Here is a 14541-nt window from a genome sequence, read left to right as displayed (position 1 = left end):
CTTTATTTTATAAAATTTAAATGAACGGACGATTGAACATGCAGTTCCACTTCGCCACCGATGATCAACGGCCGGTTGTCATAAATATGCCCATTCGGAAAGCCAAAAGCTACCGGGAAGTCATACTGTGCGATCCGGCTGGCAATCAGCTGGTTTGCAAAAGGGTCAAAGCTTTCCTCATAAGCAGCATTTTCACCGGCTTTGCCCATTTCCGTGAGCCCGCCAATAATCAATCCTGAAATTTGGGCGAAAACGCCCGCCAGTTCGAGCGCCATCAGCATACGATCCAAGGCATAAAAACGTTCACCGATTTCTTCAATGAATAAAATATTTCCTTTAAAATCAAAAGAATAAGGCGTGCCGAGCAAGGCATAAATTAAAGCAAGATTGCCCCCAACCAAAATTCCGGTGGCGTCGCCTTGACGATTCAGGTGATGACTTTCTACCGTATAGCGAGGCAATTTTCCCTGCATGATCTCCACAATCAGATCATAGCTTTCCGGAGAAACACCGAAGTCTGCTGTTTTCAACGTCTGCCCCTGAACAGATACGATGCCGTTCTTCAACAGCCAGCTTTGCAAAGCCGTATTATCGGAATAACCTATAAACCATTTTGGATTTTCCAGAATTTTTTCCGGGTTTAATTTCTGCAGTAAATGCATACAGCCGTATCCGCCACGCGAGGCCCAGATGGCACTGGTTTCTTTTGTGTCAAAAGCATGCTGTACATCCTGCAACCGTTCTTCTTCGGTGCCGGCGTAAGGATAGCCGCACTCAAAATCGGTGTACACATGCTTTCCCAAGACAGGTTTAAAGCCTTGTTCCCGCACATATGCCAGACCGGCTTCCAGTTGCTCAGGTTGCACGCGGCCGGCCGGTGAGATGACCGAAATGGCAGCGTCTTTTTTAGTGATAGGCGGAAAGACAGGCTTCATGAGCGATGACCGTGTTTCTGTTCGGTTTTTTCAGCTTCTTCAAGCTTTTTATCGAACTGATTAAACTTCTTAAAACTCTGCAGAAATATAAAAATACTAAACGCTACGAGGACAAATCCTACTGTTTTGCGGATGGTGTTGGCCACCTTCTGTGTCAGTTTATCATGAAACGCTTTGGCTAAGTAAATCTTGCAGAAATCAATTGCTAAATAGGTCCCGACGACCAGCGCCATATATAACAGGAAATCACTGGTTTCGGGGTAGGCATTCCGGACTGAAATCACCGTGACGAGCCAGAACAGAACCACGCCAATATTCAGGATATTAAAGAAAAATCCGTTCAGCATGGTTTTAAAATAATTCTGGTTAATCATTTTTTCCTCGCCGCGAAGGTGCATTTTGGTACGCGAAACAATCATGTACAACGCATAAATAAAAACAATGAAGGCTGTAATCCGATAAAATTCCGGATGCTTATCAATAATTTTTACCAAATCGCCACTGGCGAAATAAGAAGCGACGATACAAAGAATATCAGCGACCACCACGCCCACATCAAGCGCAAAGGCATGACGCGGACCGCGTGAAAAACTGGTTTCTATCAGCAGGAAAAAAATAGGCCCGATAAAGACCAGACTGAGCATGATGCCTAATCCTACCGCAGAAAGGATAAGTTCTACCATTCGTTCGGAAATCTGAATAACAGTTTAGTAACCACAACCGGAATCCGGCTGCGGGCAAATGTACGTTTTATGAGGCAATGATACGGAAATCCAACTGCTTCTGCAGCAGGTTGGCTTTCACGACTTCTATCTTGACCTCATCGCCGAGCTGGTAGGTATTTCCGGTGCGGCTTCCCTGAACCAAATGATTTTTAGCGTCATACGAATAGGAATCGTCCATCAGGTCACGCAGTTTGATGAGCCCTTCGGCACCATTTTCCGGAATCTGTACCCAAAACCCAAAATCTGCTACACCGGAAATCACACCGGTGAACTGCTCGCCCACATGTTTTTCCATGAACTTCACCTGCATAAACTTAATGGAATCGCGCTCGGCATCGGAAGCCAGCCTTTCCATGTTGCTGCAGTGTTTGCATTTCTCTTCGTATTCGGGTTTAGCGGGAGATTTGCCACCATCCAGATAGTGCTGTAGTAAACGGTGTGCAATTAAATCGGGATATCTGCGGATCGGGGAAGTAAAGTGGGAATAATATTCAAAGCCCAACCCGTAATGCCCGATAGGAATGGTGGAGTAGAAGGCCTTGCTCATCGAGCGCATGGCCAGCGTTTCAATCATATTTTCTTCGCCTTTACCTTTTACATCCTGCAACAAACGGTTCAGTGATTCCGCTACTTTTTTGGTATTGGCCAGATTCATTTTATATCCAAACGTTCCCACAAATTCGCGCAAGGCTTCCAGTTTGGCGGGATCCGGATCATCATGTACACGGTAAATAAAGGTATTATCGGTAGGCGTGCCGCGGCGGTTCAGGGAGATAAACTCGGAAACTTTGCGGTTGGCCAGCAGCATAAATTCTTCAATCAGGTGGTTGGAATCCTTGCTTACTTTAAAGTAAACGCCAATGGGTTCATTATTTTCGTCCAGGTTAAAACGAACTTCACTGCGATCAAAGGTAATGGCTCCGTTATCAATACGGCGGCGGCGCAGGATTTTAGCCAAAGCATCCAGTGCCAGTATTTCTTCGGCCAGTTCGCCCTGTCCGGTTTCGATGCGTTCCTGTGCTTCTTCATACGCAAACTTCCGGTCCGAATGAATGACAGTACGTCCGAACCATTCTTTTTTTATTTCCGCATCTTCGGTCATTTCAAAGACAACCGAAAAGGTATATTTATCCTCATTGGGACGCAGTGAGCAGACATCGTTACTCAGCACTTCAGGCAACATAGGAACCACACGATCAACCAGATAGACTGAAGTGGCGCGGTTATAAGCCTCATCATCCAGCTTTGTACCGGGCACCACATAATGCGAAACATCGGCAATGTGAACGCCGATTTCCCAGTTGCCGTTCTTCAGTTTTTGGATGGATAAGGCATCATCAAAATCCTTGGCATCTTTCGGGTCGATGGTGAAGGTACAGATATCGCGCATGTCACGCCGCTTAGCTACTTCTTCATCACGGATTTCACGATCCAGGCCGGAAGCGTCCCGTTCCACTTCTTCAGGAAAGGTGTACGGTAAACCATATTCAGCCAGGATGGAATGGATTTCTGTTTCGTGGGCACCGGGCGCACCCAGCACCTGAATAATTTCGCCTTCCGGGTTTTTCTCACCGGTTTTCCAGTCGAGCATGCGCACGACTACTTTATCCCCATCTTCGGCACCGCCGATTTTTCCTTTCGGCACGAAGATATCGGTGTTTATCTTCTTTTTATCCCCAACAACGAAACCAAAATCTTTGTGCTTAATAAACTGAAAGGTTCCCACAAATTCGGTACGGCTGCGCTCGAGCACTTTCACCACAGCACCTTCCATTTTGCGTCCTTTGAAATTGTAGGTGACTATCAGCACTTTATCGCCCTGCAAAGCATCCTTCACATTCTTGGAATGGATAAAAATGTCATCATCCAGGTTTTCCACATTTACATACGCATTGCCGGTCTGATTAAAATCAATGATCCCGGTAAGCGTACCTTCTATATTAAGGTTAATGCTGAACTTTCCTTTTTCGGTTTCTTTGATGCGCTGTTCTGCCAGCAACTGGTGCAGCGCCTGAATCACCTGCTCACGCTGGCGCGGATTCCGGTAATCAATGCCGTCTGCAATTTGTTTGTAATTATATAACTTACTGGTTTTCTGATTCATAAATTTAAGAATCAGGCGTCCGATTTCGCGCAGCTTATGGTTATTCTTTTCGGAAATATATTTTCTTTTTCTGGCCATAAAAGTAGTATTTAATTAAAGGCCGCAACCTATTTTGCGCACCCGCTCATTGTGGCGTCCTCCTTCGAAGTCGGTATTCAGAAATCGGTCCACAATTTCCAGCGCCAGTTCTTTGGCAATAAAGCGGGACGGCATGGCAATCATATTGGCATTATTATGCTGACGCGCCAGAGCAGCAAGTTCCGGCATCCAGCACAGAGCGCAGCGGATATCCTGATGCTTGTTTGCGGTCATCTGTACCCCGTTTCCACTGCCACAGATTAAAATTCCCAATTCGTTTTTGCCTTCCGAAACGGAAGTGGCCGCAGGATGTACAAAATCCGGATAATCGACCGAAGCTTCGGAATAAGTACCGAAGTCTTCAATCTCGTACTGCCCATCCAGCTGTGCCTTAATGTATTCTTTGTATTCAAAACCTGCATGGTCACAGGCAATCGCAATCTTTTTCATATATATAAAGTATATAGTGCTCAACAAATTTAAGATATTAAATAAGAAATCCGTTGCCGGTGAAGAAGGTTCTTGATAATTAAAAAAACAAAAACAGGTTTACTAACCCTATCGTGCGGACGGATGGGGTACAGCGTGTGGATAACTGTGAACAACTTTCCCTTGCCAGGCTTATCTCTTTTCATTATGGCTGAAGGGTATTTCACAAAAGCGAAAAATGTTTTTAAATCTTTCCACGAATCCGCTGTGGTTTTATCCCGACTAAAACTGTTAACGTTTTATTAAAACAAAGGTTATCCACAATTGTGGAAAAAGCATCTAAACGGCTGTTAATCATCTGCTCAAAATGTGAGTAATCTCTTAAAAGCTGCGGAGGATCATCACAACAAATTTATCAGGTTTTCTTTTCCACAAAACTCACATCTACAACAACAGTACTCATTTATTTATTTTAAAAAAAAGAAGATAATGGTGATAATTGAAAGGCCGGGGAATTGTGGATTTTAAAAGCGGGAAATAGTTTCGCCACAGCGGAATTAATCCTAAATTTGTAAAAAACTAAACAGGTATTTATTATGAAAACAGTGAATGACTTTAACTTCAAAGGCAAGAAGGCGCTGGTTCGTGTGGACTTCAATGTTCCGCAAAGTGCCGATCTGCAGGTCACGGATAACACGCGGATTCAGGCAGCCAAGCCAACTATTGATAAAATTCTGAATGATGGCGGTGCTGTGATTTTGCTTACCCACCTGGGACGTCCGAAAGGAAAAGCATCTGAAGAGTTTTCACTGAAAAATCTGGTACCTGAAATTGAAAAAGTATTAGGCAGACCGGTAAAATTCTGCCCGGATTGTATGGGAGAAGATGCGGAAAACATGACCGGCAATTTAAAGGACGGTGAAATTCTGCTGCTGGAAAATGTTCGTTTCTATGAAGAGGAAGAAAATGGTGATCTGGATTTTGCAAAGAAACTGGCCGCGTATGCTGATGCCTATGTGAACGATGCCTTTGGTACAGCGCACAGAGAGCATGCCTCCACCGCGGTGATCGCGCAGTTTTTCCCGGAGACACGTTTCTTTGGATTACTGATGGCTAAAGAGCTGGAAGCTATTGATAAAGTTCTGAAAACGGGTGAAAAACCTGTAACAGCGGTGCTGGGTGGTTCTAAGGTTTCCAGCAAGATTACCATCATCGAAAATATTTTGCCGGCGGTAGATCATTTGATTATCGGTGGCGGTATGGCATTTACCTTTATAAAAGCACTAGGCGGCCATGTTGGTAAATCACTGGTAGAAGAAGATAAATTAAAGCTCGCGCTGGACATATTGGAAAAAGCAAAGTCAATGAACGTGGAAATTCTGTTGCCGTCTGATGCGATTATTGCAGATGATTTCAGTAATGACGCAGAAACTCAGGAAGCTGATATCTACGATATCCCGGAAGGCTGGATGGGTCTGGATGTGGGAGAACGCACGCGCCGGGATGTGGATGAGGTAATCCGTAATTCACGCACTATTTTGTGGAACGGACCGATGGGTGTTTTTGAAATGCCAAATTTCGCAGCCGGAACCGTGGCGCTTGGCGACAGTATTGCGGCGGCTACTGCAGAGGGTGCCTTCTCGCTCGTTGGCGGAGGGGATAGTGTAGCCTTTGTTAAAAAGTTCGGCTACGATGATAAAGTGTCCTATGTTTCCACCGGCGGAGGTGCCATGCTTGAAAGCCTGGAAGGAAAAGAGCTTCCGGGTGTGAAAGCAATCAATGCATAAAAAACTAAAAAAGTTTCCGTTCAATGCGGAAACTTTTATTTTTAACCGAAAATTGGCTTTCAGAAACATCGCTAAAATCGAATAACTATTTTTTTTCTAGTATATATATCAGGCTGGAGTATTGACCGTCTGAAATCGCTTTAAAATTAGAAATGACTCCGTAAACTGCTCCTTTTAGCCATGCAAAGGTGGATTTTTTATATTGTTCACTTAAAATGGAAATATAAACGGCATCCAGCAACAAAGGCCGTTCGGAAATAACCCGCCAGTTATTTTTTGACATTAATTTCTTAAACCCATTTTTTCCGAAATGAAAAACGTGCCGGGGAACATCATACGCGGCCCAGAATTCTTTATATTTTCTCGCGTCATAAGAAGTGGGATTAGGTACTGCGATGATCAGTTTACCATTAGCTTTTAATTTTCGCTGAAACAATTCCAGCATTTCCTGTTGATTACCGATATGCTCGAAAACATGCCAGAGTGTAATGACATCCAGCGAATCATCGGCAATTTCATCGAGCGAAGAAACAAACTTTGTTTTAACTGCTTTTTTTTGTGCAGCCGTGCGGGCGGTAGCATTCAGTTCGCAGCCAATGGTGCTGAAATCTTTTTCAGCCTGTACCAGAAATTCTCCCGCTCCGCAGCCATAATCCAGCACCGTAACTCCTTTATCAAAAAAATCCAGCAGAATATTTTTTTTATAAAGAAGGTTAAAGCTCTGAAAAAATTTGTAGACCTTTTCCTTTACGGTGCCGGAATCCTGATGATGGGAGATATACTCGGTACTTTCATAATACGGCGCCAGATCATCAGGTAGGGGAGCGGTCTTCCATACGTCTGGAATCTCTGTGGGCTCTAATTTAAATTCTTCCTGCGTTAAAAAATGATCTCTAACTTTCAATTTGTTTTGTTCCACGTGAAACATTAATTTAAATAAACAAGAAGGATATTAATGTCAGCCGGTGAAACGCCGCTAATTCTGGAAGCCTGTGCAATATTAACCGGACGTACATCAGACAGCTTTTGTCGCGCCTCTGCAGAGAGTGATTTCAATTGCTGGTAATCGAACTGTTCGGGAATACGGATGGTTTCCAGTCGTGATACTTTTGCTACGTTTTCTTTTTCCTTTTCAATGTAACCCTTGTACTTAATATTGATCTCAGCCTGCTCACGAACTTCGGTTTCGAAATGCGCTGTCTGTAATTTGACCGCATCTATTTCTTCCAGTTTTTCAAGTGTCATATTAGGACGCGTGAGAATCTGAGCTGCACGATACGCCTGGTCTACCGGTGCAGAAGCAATGCTTTCCAGTACAGGATTCACCTGCCCAGGTTTCAGGGAAGTGGAGCGCAGGATGTCCTCGAGTTCCCGACTTTCCTTAATTTTATGTTCTACACGGGCTAAACGTTCCGCCGAGGCAAGACCGATCTGATAAGACTTTTCCGTTAAACGAATATCCGCATTGTCCTGACGCAGCAGTAAGCGGTACTCCGCGCGTGAGGTAAACATACGGTAAGGTTCATCAGTACCTTTTGTAATTAAATCGTCGATCAAAACACCAATGTAGGCTTCATCTCTGCTTAAAATAAATGGTTCTTTTTCATTATTTTTAAGATGCGCATTGATGCCCGCCAGTAAGCCTTGTCCGGCCGCTTCCTCGTAGCCAGTGGTTCCATTGATCTGACCGGCAAAGTATAAGTTTTCGATCAGTTTTGTTTCAAGCGTATGTTTCAGTTGAGTAGGAGGGAAGTAATCGTATTCAATCGCATAGCCCGGACGGAAAACTTTCACCTTCTCAAAACCCGGAATTTCGCGCATGGCCCGCAATTGAATTTCTTCCGGCAGTGATGAGCTAAAACCGTTCACATAGATCTCCACCGTACGCCATCCTTCGGGCTCCACAAACAACTGGTGCCGGTTGCGCTCAGCAAAACGATTGATTTTATCTTCAATACTGGGGCAATATCTTGGTCCGGTACTTTGAATAGTCCCGTTAAACATTGGGCTGCGATCGAAACCTTCGCGAAGAATATCGTGTACCGTATCATTTGTATACGTAATGTGGCAGCTGAGCTGTTTCGTTAGTTTCGGAGTATTGGTATAAGAAAACTTCTGCGGATTTTCGTCACCTTTTTGTTCTTCCATTTTGGAATAATCGAGGGTGCGGCCATCTACTCTGGCAGGGGTTCCGGTCTTCATTCTGCCGGCTACAAATCCCAGGTCCGTGAGTTGCTCCGTAATACCATAGGCTTTCGGTTCGCCCATGCGGCCTCCACCCAGTTGTTTATCGCCAACGTGAATAAGGCCGTTCAAGAAAGTGCCGTTGGTTAAAATGACACTCTTTCCTTTAATGGTTATTCCCAATGAAGTTAAAACGCCGGTTACCTTGTTATTCTCCACCGTCAATCCTTTCACCATATCCTGGAAAAAGTCCAGGTTCTCTGTCTGCTCGAGCATGTGACGCCACTCTTCCGCGAACAGCATTCGGTCATTCTGCGTACGCGGTGACCACATTGCCGGACCTTTGGAAAGGTTCAGCATTTTGAATTGGATCGCAGATTTATCGGCGACGATCCCAGAATAGCCACCCATCGCATCAATCTCACGAACAATTTGTCCTTTTGCAATTCCGCCCATGGCCGGATTACAGGACATTTGCCCGATCGTTTGCATGTTCATTGTAATAAGTAATGTTTTGGAACCAAGATTTGCCGTAGCCGCAGCTGCTTCACATCCGGCATGTCCACCACCTACTACAATAACATCGTATATTTCGTTAATCATAAAAATCTAATTTGTTTCACGTGAAACTGTAAGGTAAAGAAAACCCTCAGGTTCGCTTCGCAAGATAAAAATCCTCCTTACCTCGCATGATAATCTGCTCCTCTTCGCTTTTATCTCTATATCCCGAAAGATGCAAAAGTCCGTGTGCCAGAACGCGATGTAACTCCTTATCAGTTGACGTATTATGCATTTCTGCATTATCAAAAATGCGCGGCAAAGATACGAAAATATCACCTGAAACAGTTTTGCCCTTCACATAGTCGAAAGTGATAATGTCTGTGTAGTAATCATGATTTAAGTATTGGCGGTTCACCTCCAGTAAATACTCATCAGAACAAAAGATATACACAATCTTTCCTGTTTTCTTTTCTTCGTTTCGCAGAAGATTTTCCAGCCAGGAAATCGTTTCAGTAGTAACTGGAAACTCAGCAACATCTTCAAAATGAAATTCTATACTCATATTTTAAAACCAATGACCCATCACCACGCTGAAAATTCCTTTGTGATGGCGCAGGGAATGACTGTAATTTAATTTAATCTGACCAAATGGTGACTTGTACCCTGCACCTGCCGAAACAGAAGAATGCGAGATATGCAGCACGTTATCCACTTTAATATCATCAAAAAGGTTCGCAATGTGCACGCCGGCATCGGCGAAGTAATTTTTATATACATAGAACTGCGCTGTACTGCTCGTCACCAGCAGATTGGCCGCACTGCTTTCCCCAAACTCATATCCCGGAAACTTTACAAAATTTCCCAGATTCTGCTCGAAAATACCGCCCAGTCTATAGGCGTAGTACAAAGGCAGATCATCGCCTAAGGTAATACCGCCAAACATTCCTAACCGATACGTAAGCCAGCTGTTCACCAGAAAATTTGCCTGCGCATTTAATTTAAGCTGAAGGACCTTTCCTTCCTCATGATGGCTCGCTACATCAATATATTTTCCTTCCGCGTTCAAAAGGAAACCTCTGGTCGGAAATCCGCGGTCATTCTGGGTATCCGTTTTAATAAACAAGTAGGGGTTAAAGAAATTAACCGGATCCGTGTAGGAACTTTCACCCGCAATTCTGTGTTCAAAATAATCATGGCTTACACCACCTCCAATGGCGAACTTCTCGCGCCAGGTAGACTGCAGGAAAGCTTCGTTCCGCAGCCAGTGCCAGGTGTCTGCCGTATTCCCAAAGGTGTCTTTCAGGTCCAGCGACATACCGGAACTGTATAAACCGAAACCAGGGATAAAACCATTATCAATAAAATAATTAAAGTAATACCGCGGCTTGTCACCCACTACCAAATCCAGCGAGACGGTACTGTTTTGAAAGAGCAGCCGACGGGCCGTGGCATTGAATAACAGACCCGTTTTAAAAATTTCATCGTAATGCAAGCCAAATTTCAAAAACAACCGGGTATCATCTTCGGTAACATCCAGCTGCAAAATGTTGTGACCTTTTTCCTGAATAATATCGTAGGTAATCAGCCGGTAATTATTCGTAGCGTACAGTTTATCAATCATTGTATTGACGGCCGTGTACGTTTGAAGGGACGGAATGGTGAGGTTAATCTTCCCTTGAATATAATTTTTACTGAAGATATTATTATTGATAACCGACAGACTGTCAATCTTATATACATTTGAATACACATTATTCACCGGCGCGCGCAGTTCGCTGATCTTTCTTTTGGGAAAGCGGGAAAGCACATCAGCATATTTCTTTGTTTCGCTGTAGCCGGAATCCAGAATGGCGCGTTTCGAATCGTAGCTCGTGGCGCTGCTGCCCGTCAGCTCCGGATGAATATTGATATCGGTGTATTGATATTGATTTTTAGTTTCCCTCTGAATCCCGAAATCGATTACCTGGTTTAAAATTGAAATCGCTGACTGCAGGTTTTTGCGGTCCGCCAATCCCTGGCTCAGATCTATTCCAATCACCACATCAATTCCTTTATCTTTCAGTGGTTTAGACGGATAATTGATCGTCATCGCACCGTCAATGTACAATGAATCACCAATTTTAACCGGATCCATTAAGGATGGAAAGGCAGAACTCGCCATAATTGAACTCACGAGATCGCCTTCTTCAAAAATTTTCATTTCACCACTCTCGAGATTGGTGGCAATACACATAAAAGGAATCGGCAGCCTGGAAAAATCGGTAACCGTAGAAACATTTTTAAATAATTCCTTGAGCAGATAGATATTCTTTTGCCCCGTGGAAATCGCTTTCGGCAGCACATTTACTTTTCCGTTTTTCACCGGAATGGTCAGGATATATTTATCCACCGATTTATTAAAAAAGGAAGCTTCCTGACGTGTCTTTTCATTGGCGATAATCGAGTAGAAGTCAGTATCCATCACGATCTGCTCGATCTCTTTCGCCGTGTAGCCGGAAGCATACAATCCACCTACGATGGCGCCCATGCTGGTACCTGAAATGTAGTCTATTTTTACACCCAGGGAATCCAGTACTTTCAGCGCTCCTACGTGTGCAAAACCCTTGGCACCACCGCCGGAAAGTGATAAACCAATTTTCGGATTCGGCGGAATTCGGAAGCCCTCGCGAACCTGAGCAGTAGTACTCAGAGAAAGTAACAGCAGAAAGAGCAGAATATTTTTTTTCATTTAATCTTTAATGTAAATCCGTTTCACGCGGCGCGAAACTGAGGTCAGCACCTCATAAGGAATTGTATTGCAATATACTGCAAATTCCTGCAGGGTAGGGGAACTGTTGAATAGGATTACTTCATCTCCTTCCTTGGCCGGTGCATTTTGAATATCGACCATCAGCATATCCATGCACACATTCCCTACGATAGGAAAGAGCTGACCGCCGATGCCTACTTTTCCCACACCGTTACTGAGCAGCCTTGGAATACCATCGGCGTAGCCAACGGGAATCGTGGCAATACGCGTATTTTTTTCTGCACGGAAACGCCGGTTATATCCAATCGATTCGCCTGCTTTCACAGTAGAAATCTGGGAGATAACGGTTTTAAAACGAACGGCACCTTTCAATTTTTTCTGCAGTGCTGCTTCCGGGGAAATACCAATCATCCCGATGCCGATCCTCACCATTTCAAACTGCGCTCCGGGAAAATGCACAATTCCTGCAGAATTCAGGATATGTCGCAGCGGCTGATATCCCAACCCTTTTGCAACCGTTTCTGCACTGTTTTTAAAGATAGAAATCTGCTCACGCGAGTATTCTTTTTCTGCAGGATCATCTGCCGAAGAAAGATGGCTGAAAACCGATTTCACGCGCACATTCATAGTAGCAAGCAATTGCAGCAATTCCGGTAATTCCTCCGGTTTGAAACCCAACCGGTTCATGCCCGTTTCCAGTTTCAGATGGATCGGGTAGGGCTCCGAAAATCCGTTTTGCTGCAGTTTTTCATAAAAGAACTCGAGCACACGGAAACTGTAAATTTCCGGCTCCAGATTGTAGTCAATAATCGTCTGGTAACTGTGCTGCTCAGGGTTCATCACAATCACCGGTACCGTAACGCCGTTTTTGCGTAAATCCACGCCCTCATCGGCAAAGGCAACGCCAAGATAATCAATGTGATGATGCTGCAGGAATTCTGCAATCTCATAACCGCCCAGGCCGTATGAAAAAGCTTTTACCATCGCCATCATTTTGGTTTCCGGTTTCAGCAGGCTTTTATGAATATTGATGTTATGAAGAATCGCATTGAGATTCACTTCCAGCACCGTATCATGCTTTTGTAATTCCAGCTGTGTTTTCACGCGGTCTATCCCGAAACGGCGTGCGCCCTTCAGCAAAATAAGCCGGTTTTCCAGCTGCTGTATCTCTCCACTGGTCAGCAGGGCTTCTGTATCCGTGAACGTAAAAACATCCGCATTAAACAGTTTTTCCAGTTTCGTAATATTTTCTCCCACGAGGAATACCGAATCAAACTGCTGCTCGTTGGTCAGTTCCGCTACTTCGCGGTACAGCTCCTCCTCATCGCGGCCTTCAATAAAGTCGGTCACGATTAAAGTCTTCTTATCACGGTTATATTCCTGGACATTTTGAAAAGCGATTTTCAGCGAGTCGAGATCTAGGTTGTAGGAATCATTGATGATAAGATTATTGCGCACGCCCACCACACTTTCCAGCCGCATTTCCACTGCGCGCAGGGCATTGATTTTAGCAACAATTTCCTCGTTGGTCAGTTGAAATTCCTTCAGCACAGCGATCAGGCACAACATATTGGAAAGCGTCGCTTCATCGCGCTGATGCACCGGTACGGAAATTTCCTCTTCTTTATAAACAACAGTCACTTCCTGCGACCGGTCGCGCCAGTTATTTTTAATATAAATATCCTGTCCCGCTTCCAGGCCAAAACCAATACGTCTTTTGTCCGGATACGTGTTTTGAATCTGCGAGCGGACTTCCGGATGACTTGCATTGTAAATAATCACTTCCGAATCGCGAAACAATTTCAGCTTTTCGCTGATGAGTTGCTGCGTATCTTTAAAATTCACTTCATGCGCGGTGCCGATATGCGTAAATACCCCAATCTCAGGTGAAAAAATGGAACTTAAAATATCCATTTCACCTGGCTTGGAAATTCCGGCTTCAAAAATTCCGAGCTGATGATCTTCATTGATATTAAGCAAAGACAAGGGCAGGCCCAATTGTGAATTAAAACTCTTCGGACTTTTAACCGTGTGAAACAACGGAGAAAGACATTGATACAACCATTCCTTCAGGATTGTTTTGCCATTACTGCCTGTAATCCCAATTGTTTTTATCTGGGAATGTTTCACGTGAAAATGCGCGAGCATCTGCAAGAGATTCAGAACATTATCGGTAATAATCCACGTAACATCGTGATATTGTTCGATCACTTTCGTACTGATGATGACCTGCACGCCTTTTTCGATAACCGAACCTATATATTTTTCACCTGAATTCTTATCTGTACTCAGGGCCGCGAAGGCAGCTTTTTTAACGGCATAGATATTCCGGCTGTCGAAAGCAATGTGGCGCACCGGAACATGAGGCTTACCGATTAGTTCAGCGCCGGTTATTTTTGCGATTTCTCCTGCCGTATAATTCATAAAGGTTGTTTGCTGAGGAATTCATCATTGAAGACCTTGCGGCTCACGGCTTCATAACTTTCTGTTTCGCCAATCTGCACCAGATCTTTATTGGTGGTGGTGCGCATCGAATGGTTGGCCAGGTTACCGGTCCGCTTACAGATTGCATGCACTTTGGTGACATATTCCGCTGTAGCCATCAGGTAGGGCATCGGGCCAAAGGGTCTTCCCATAAAATCCATGTCTAAGCCTGCAATCACCACACGGATGCCGTTATTCGCCAGTTGGTTGGCTACCTCCACAATACTTTCATCGAAAAACTGGGCCTCATCAATCCCCACCACATCGCAGGTAGAGCCCAGCAATAAAATTTCACTCGGGGAATCTACCGGGGTGCTGCGAATCTTGTTTTGATTGTGGGAAACCACTTCTTCATCGGCATAGCGGTTATCGAGTTTGGGTTTAAAGATTTCCACATGCTGTCCGGCCATTTCCGCGCGTCGCAAACGGCGGATCAGCTCTTCCGTTTTTCCTGAAAACATGGAACCACAAATCACCTCCATCCAGCCACTCTGTTTCGCGTGGTTAATTGTATTTTCTAAAAACATTTGTTAATTTAGCCGTAAGTTTTGAAGGGCAAAATTAC

11 protein-coding genes are annotated in these 14541 nt (G+C 44.4%); 1 reads left to right on the top strand and 10 read right to left on the bottom strand.

Annotated features, from left to right (window positions below; translation table 11 throughout):
- Positions 1-2 precede the first annotated feature (2 nt).
- From MVI27_RS03955 to rpiB, 4 genes are all read right to left on the bottom strand, one after another.
- A complete protein-coding gene (locus MVI27_RS03955; RefSeq protein ID WP_246959391.1) occupies positions 3-935 on the bottom strand; it encodes a S66 peptidase family protein in 933 nt (310 codons plus the stop codon).
- On the bottom strand, positions 932-1618 hold the full coding sequence (locus MVI27_RS03950; protein ID WP_246959390.1) for a LysE family translocator: 687 nt from the start codon (positions 1616-1618) through the stop codon (positions 932-934). The genes MVI27_RS03955 and MVI27_RS03950 overlap by 4 nt, the downstream gene beginning before the upstream one ends.
- Positions 1619-1685: 67 nt before the next feature.
- On the bottom strand, positions 1686-3842 hold the full coding sequence (gene rnr, locus MVI27_RS03945) for a ribonuclease R (protein WP_246959389.1): 2157 nt from the start codon (positions 3840-3842) through the stop codon (positions 1686-1688).
- A gap of 15 nt (positions 3843-3857) precedes the next feature.
- Positions 3858-4292: a ribose 5-phosphate isomerase B gene (gene rpiB / locus MVI27_RS03940; RefSeq protein WP_246959388.1), complete on the bottom strand. Its 435-nt coding sequence runs from the start codon at positions 4290-4292 to the stop codon at positions 3858-3860.
- A gap of 575 nt (positions 4293-4867) precedes the next feature.
- Here rpiB and MVI27_RS03935 point away from each other — a divergent pair.
- Positions 4868-6058 (top strand): phosphoglycerate kinase, encoded by a 1191-nt coding sequence (locus MVI27_RS03935; RefSeq protein ID WP_246959387.1) that lies wholly within the window; start codon positions 4868-4870, stop codon positions 6056-6058.
- Between the two features lie 85 nt (positions 6059-6143).
- Here the strand turns inward: MVI27_RS03935 and MVI27_RS03930 are convergent, their stop codons facing one another.
- The 6 genes from MVI27_RS03930 to MVI27_RS03905 are packed head-to-tail and all read right to left on the bottom strand — an operon-like array spanning position 6144 to position 14503.
- Positions 6144-6962 carry a class I SAM-dependent methyltransferase gene (locus MVI27_RS03930; RefSeq protein WP_246959386.1) on the bottom strand — a complete coding sequence of 273 codons (819 nt, stop codon included), beginning with the start codon at positions 6960-6962 and terminating at the stop codon, positions 6144-6146.
- Between the two features lie 23 nt (positions 6963-6985).
- Entirely contained in the window at positions 6986-8845 is a 1860-nt protein-coding gene (gene mnmG, locus MVI27_RS03925; protein WP_246959385.1) for a tRNA uridine-5-carboxymethylaminomethyl(34) synthesis enzyme MnmG, read from the bottom strand.
- Between the two features lie 46 nt (positions 8846-8891).
- Positions 8892-9305: an rRNA maturation RNase YbeY gene (gene ybeY, locus MVI27_RS03920; protein ID WP_246959384.1), complete on the bottom strand. Its 414-nt coding sequence runs from the start codon at positions 9303-9305 to the stop codon at positions 8892-8894.
- A gap of 3 nt (positions 9306-9308) precedes the next feature.
- On the bottom strand, positions 9309-11471 hold the full coding sequence (locus MVI27_RS03915; protein WP_246959383.1) for a patatin-like phospholipase family protein: 2163 nt from the start codon (positions 11469-11471) through the stop codon (positions 9309-9311).
- The gene (locus tag MVI27_RS03910; RefSeq protein WP_246959382.1) at positions 11472-13916 is read right to left on the bottom strand and encodes a bifunctional UDP-N-acetylmuramoyl-tripeptide:D-alanyl-D-alanine ligase/alanine racemase; all 2445 of its coding nucleotides are present in this window, start codon (positions 13914-13916) and stop codon (positions 11472-11474) included. It abuts the gene before it with no gap.
- Positions 13913-14503: a thymidine kinase gene (locus MVI27_RS03905; protein ID WP_246959381.1), complete on the bottom strand. Its 591-nt coding sequence runs from the start codon at positions 14501-14503 to the stop codon at positions 13913-13915. The genes MVI27_RS03910 and MVI27_RS03905 overlap by 4 nt, the downstream gene beginning before the upstream one ends.
- Positions 14504-14541: the final 38 nt, after the last annotated feature.

The sequence above is a fragment of the Chryseobacterium salipaludis genome (assembly GCF_022968825.1).
Classification (GTDB): domain Bacteria; phylum Bacteroidota; class Bacteroidia; order Flavobacteriales; family Weeksellaceae; genus Kaistella; species Kaistella salipaludis.
This window is presented reverse-complemented; position numbering and strand designations above follow the sequence as displayed.

Bases quoted from the DNA above. Each gene is read 5' to 3' on its own strand.
- MVI27_RS03905 (WP_246959381.1), bottom strand. From the start codon at position 14,503: ATGTTTTTAGAAAATACAATTAACCACGCGAAACAGAGTGGCTGGATG.
- ybeY (WP_246959384.1), bottom strand. From the start codon at position 9,305: ATGAGTATAGAATTTCATTTTGAAGATGTTGCTGAGTTTCCAGTTACT.
- rnr (WP_246959389.1), bottom strand. From the start codon at position 3,842: ATGGCCAGAAAAAGAAAATATATTTCCGAAAAGAATAACCATAAGCTG.
- rpiB (WP_246959388.1), bottom strand. From the start codon at position 4,292: ATGAAAAAGATTGCGATTGCCTGTGACCATGCAGGTTTTGAATACAAA.
- MVI27_RS03935 (WP_246959387.1), top strand. From the start codon at position 4,868: ATGAAAACAGTGAATGACTTTAACTTCAAAGGCAAGAAGGCGCTGGTT.
- MVI27_RS03915 (WP_246959383.1), bottom strand. From the start codon at position 11,471: ATGAAAAAAAATATTCTGCTCTTTCTGCTGTTACTTTCTCTGAGTACT.
- mnmG (WP_246959385.1), bottom strand. From the start codon at position 8,845: ATGATTAACGAAATATACGATGTTATTGTAGTAGGTGGTGGACATGCC.
- MVI27_RS03950 (WP_246959390.1), bottom strand. From the start codon at position 1,618: ATGGTAGAACTTATCCTTTCTGCGGTAGGATTAGGCATCATGCTCAGT.
- MVI27_RS03910 (WP_246959382.1), bottom strand. From the start codon at position 13,916: ATGAATTATACGGCAGGAGAAATCGCAAAAATAACCGGCGCTGAACTA.
- MVI27_RS03955 (WP_246959391.1), bottom strand. From the start codon at position 935: ATGAAGCCTGTCTTTCCGCCTATCACTAAAAAAGACGCTGCCATTTCG.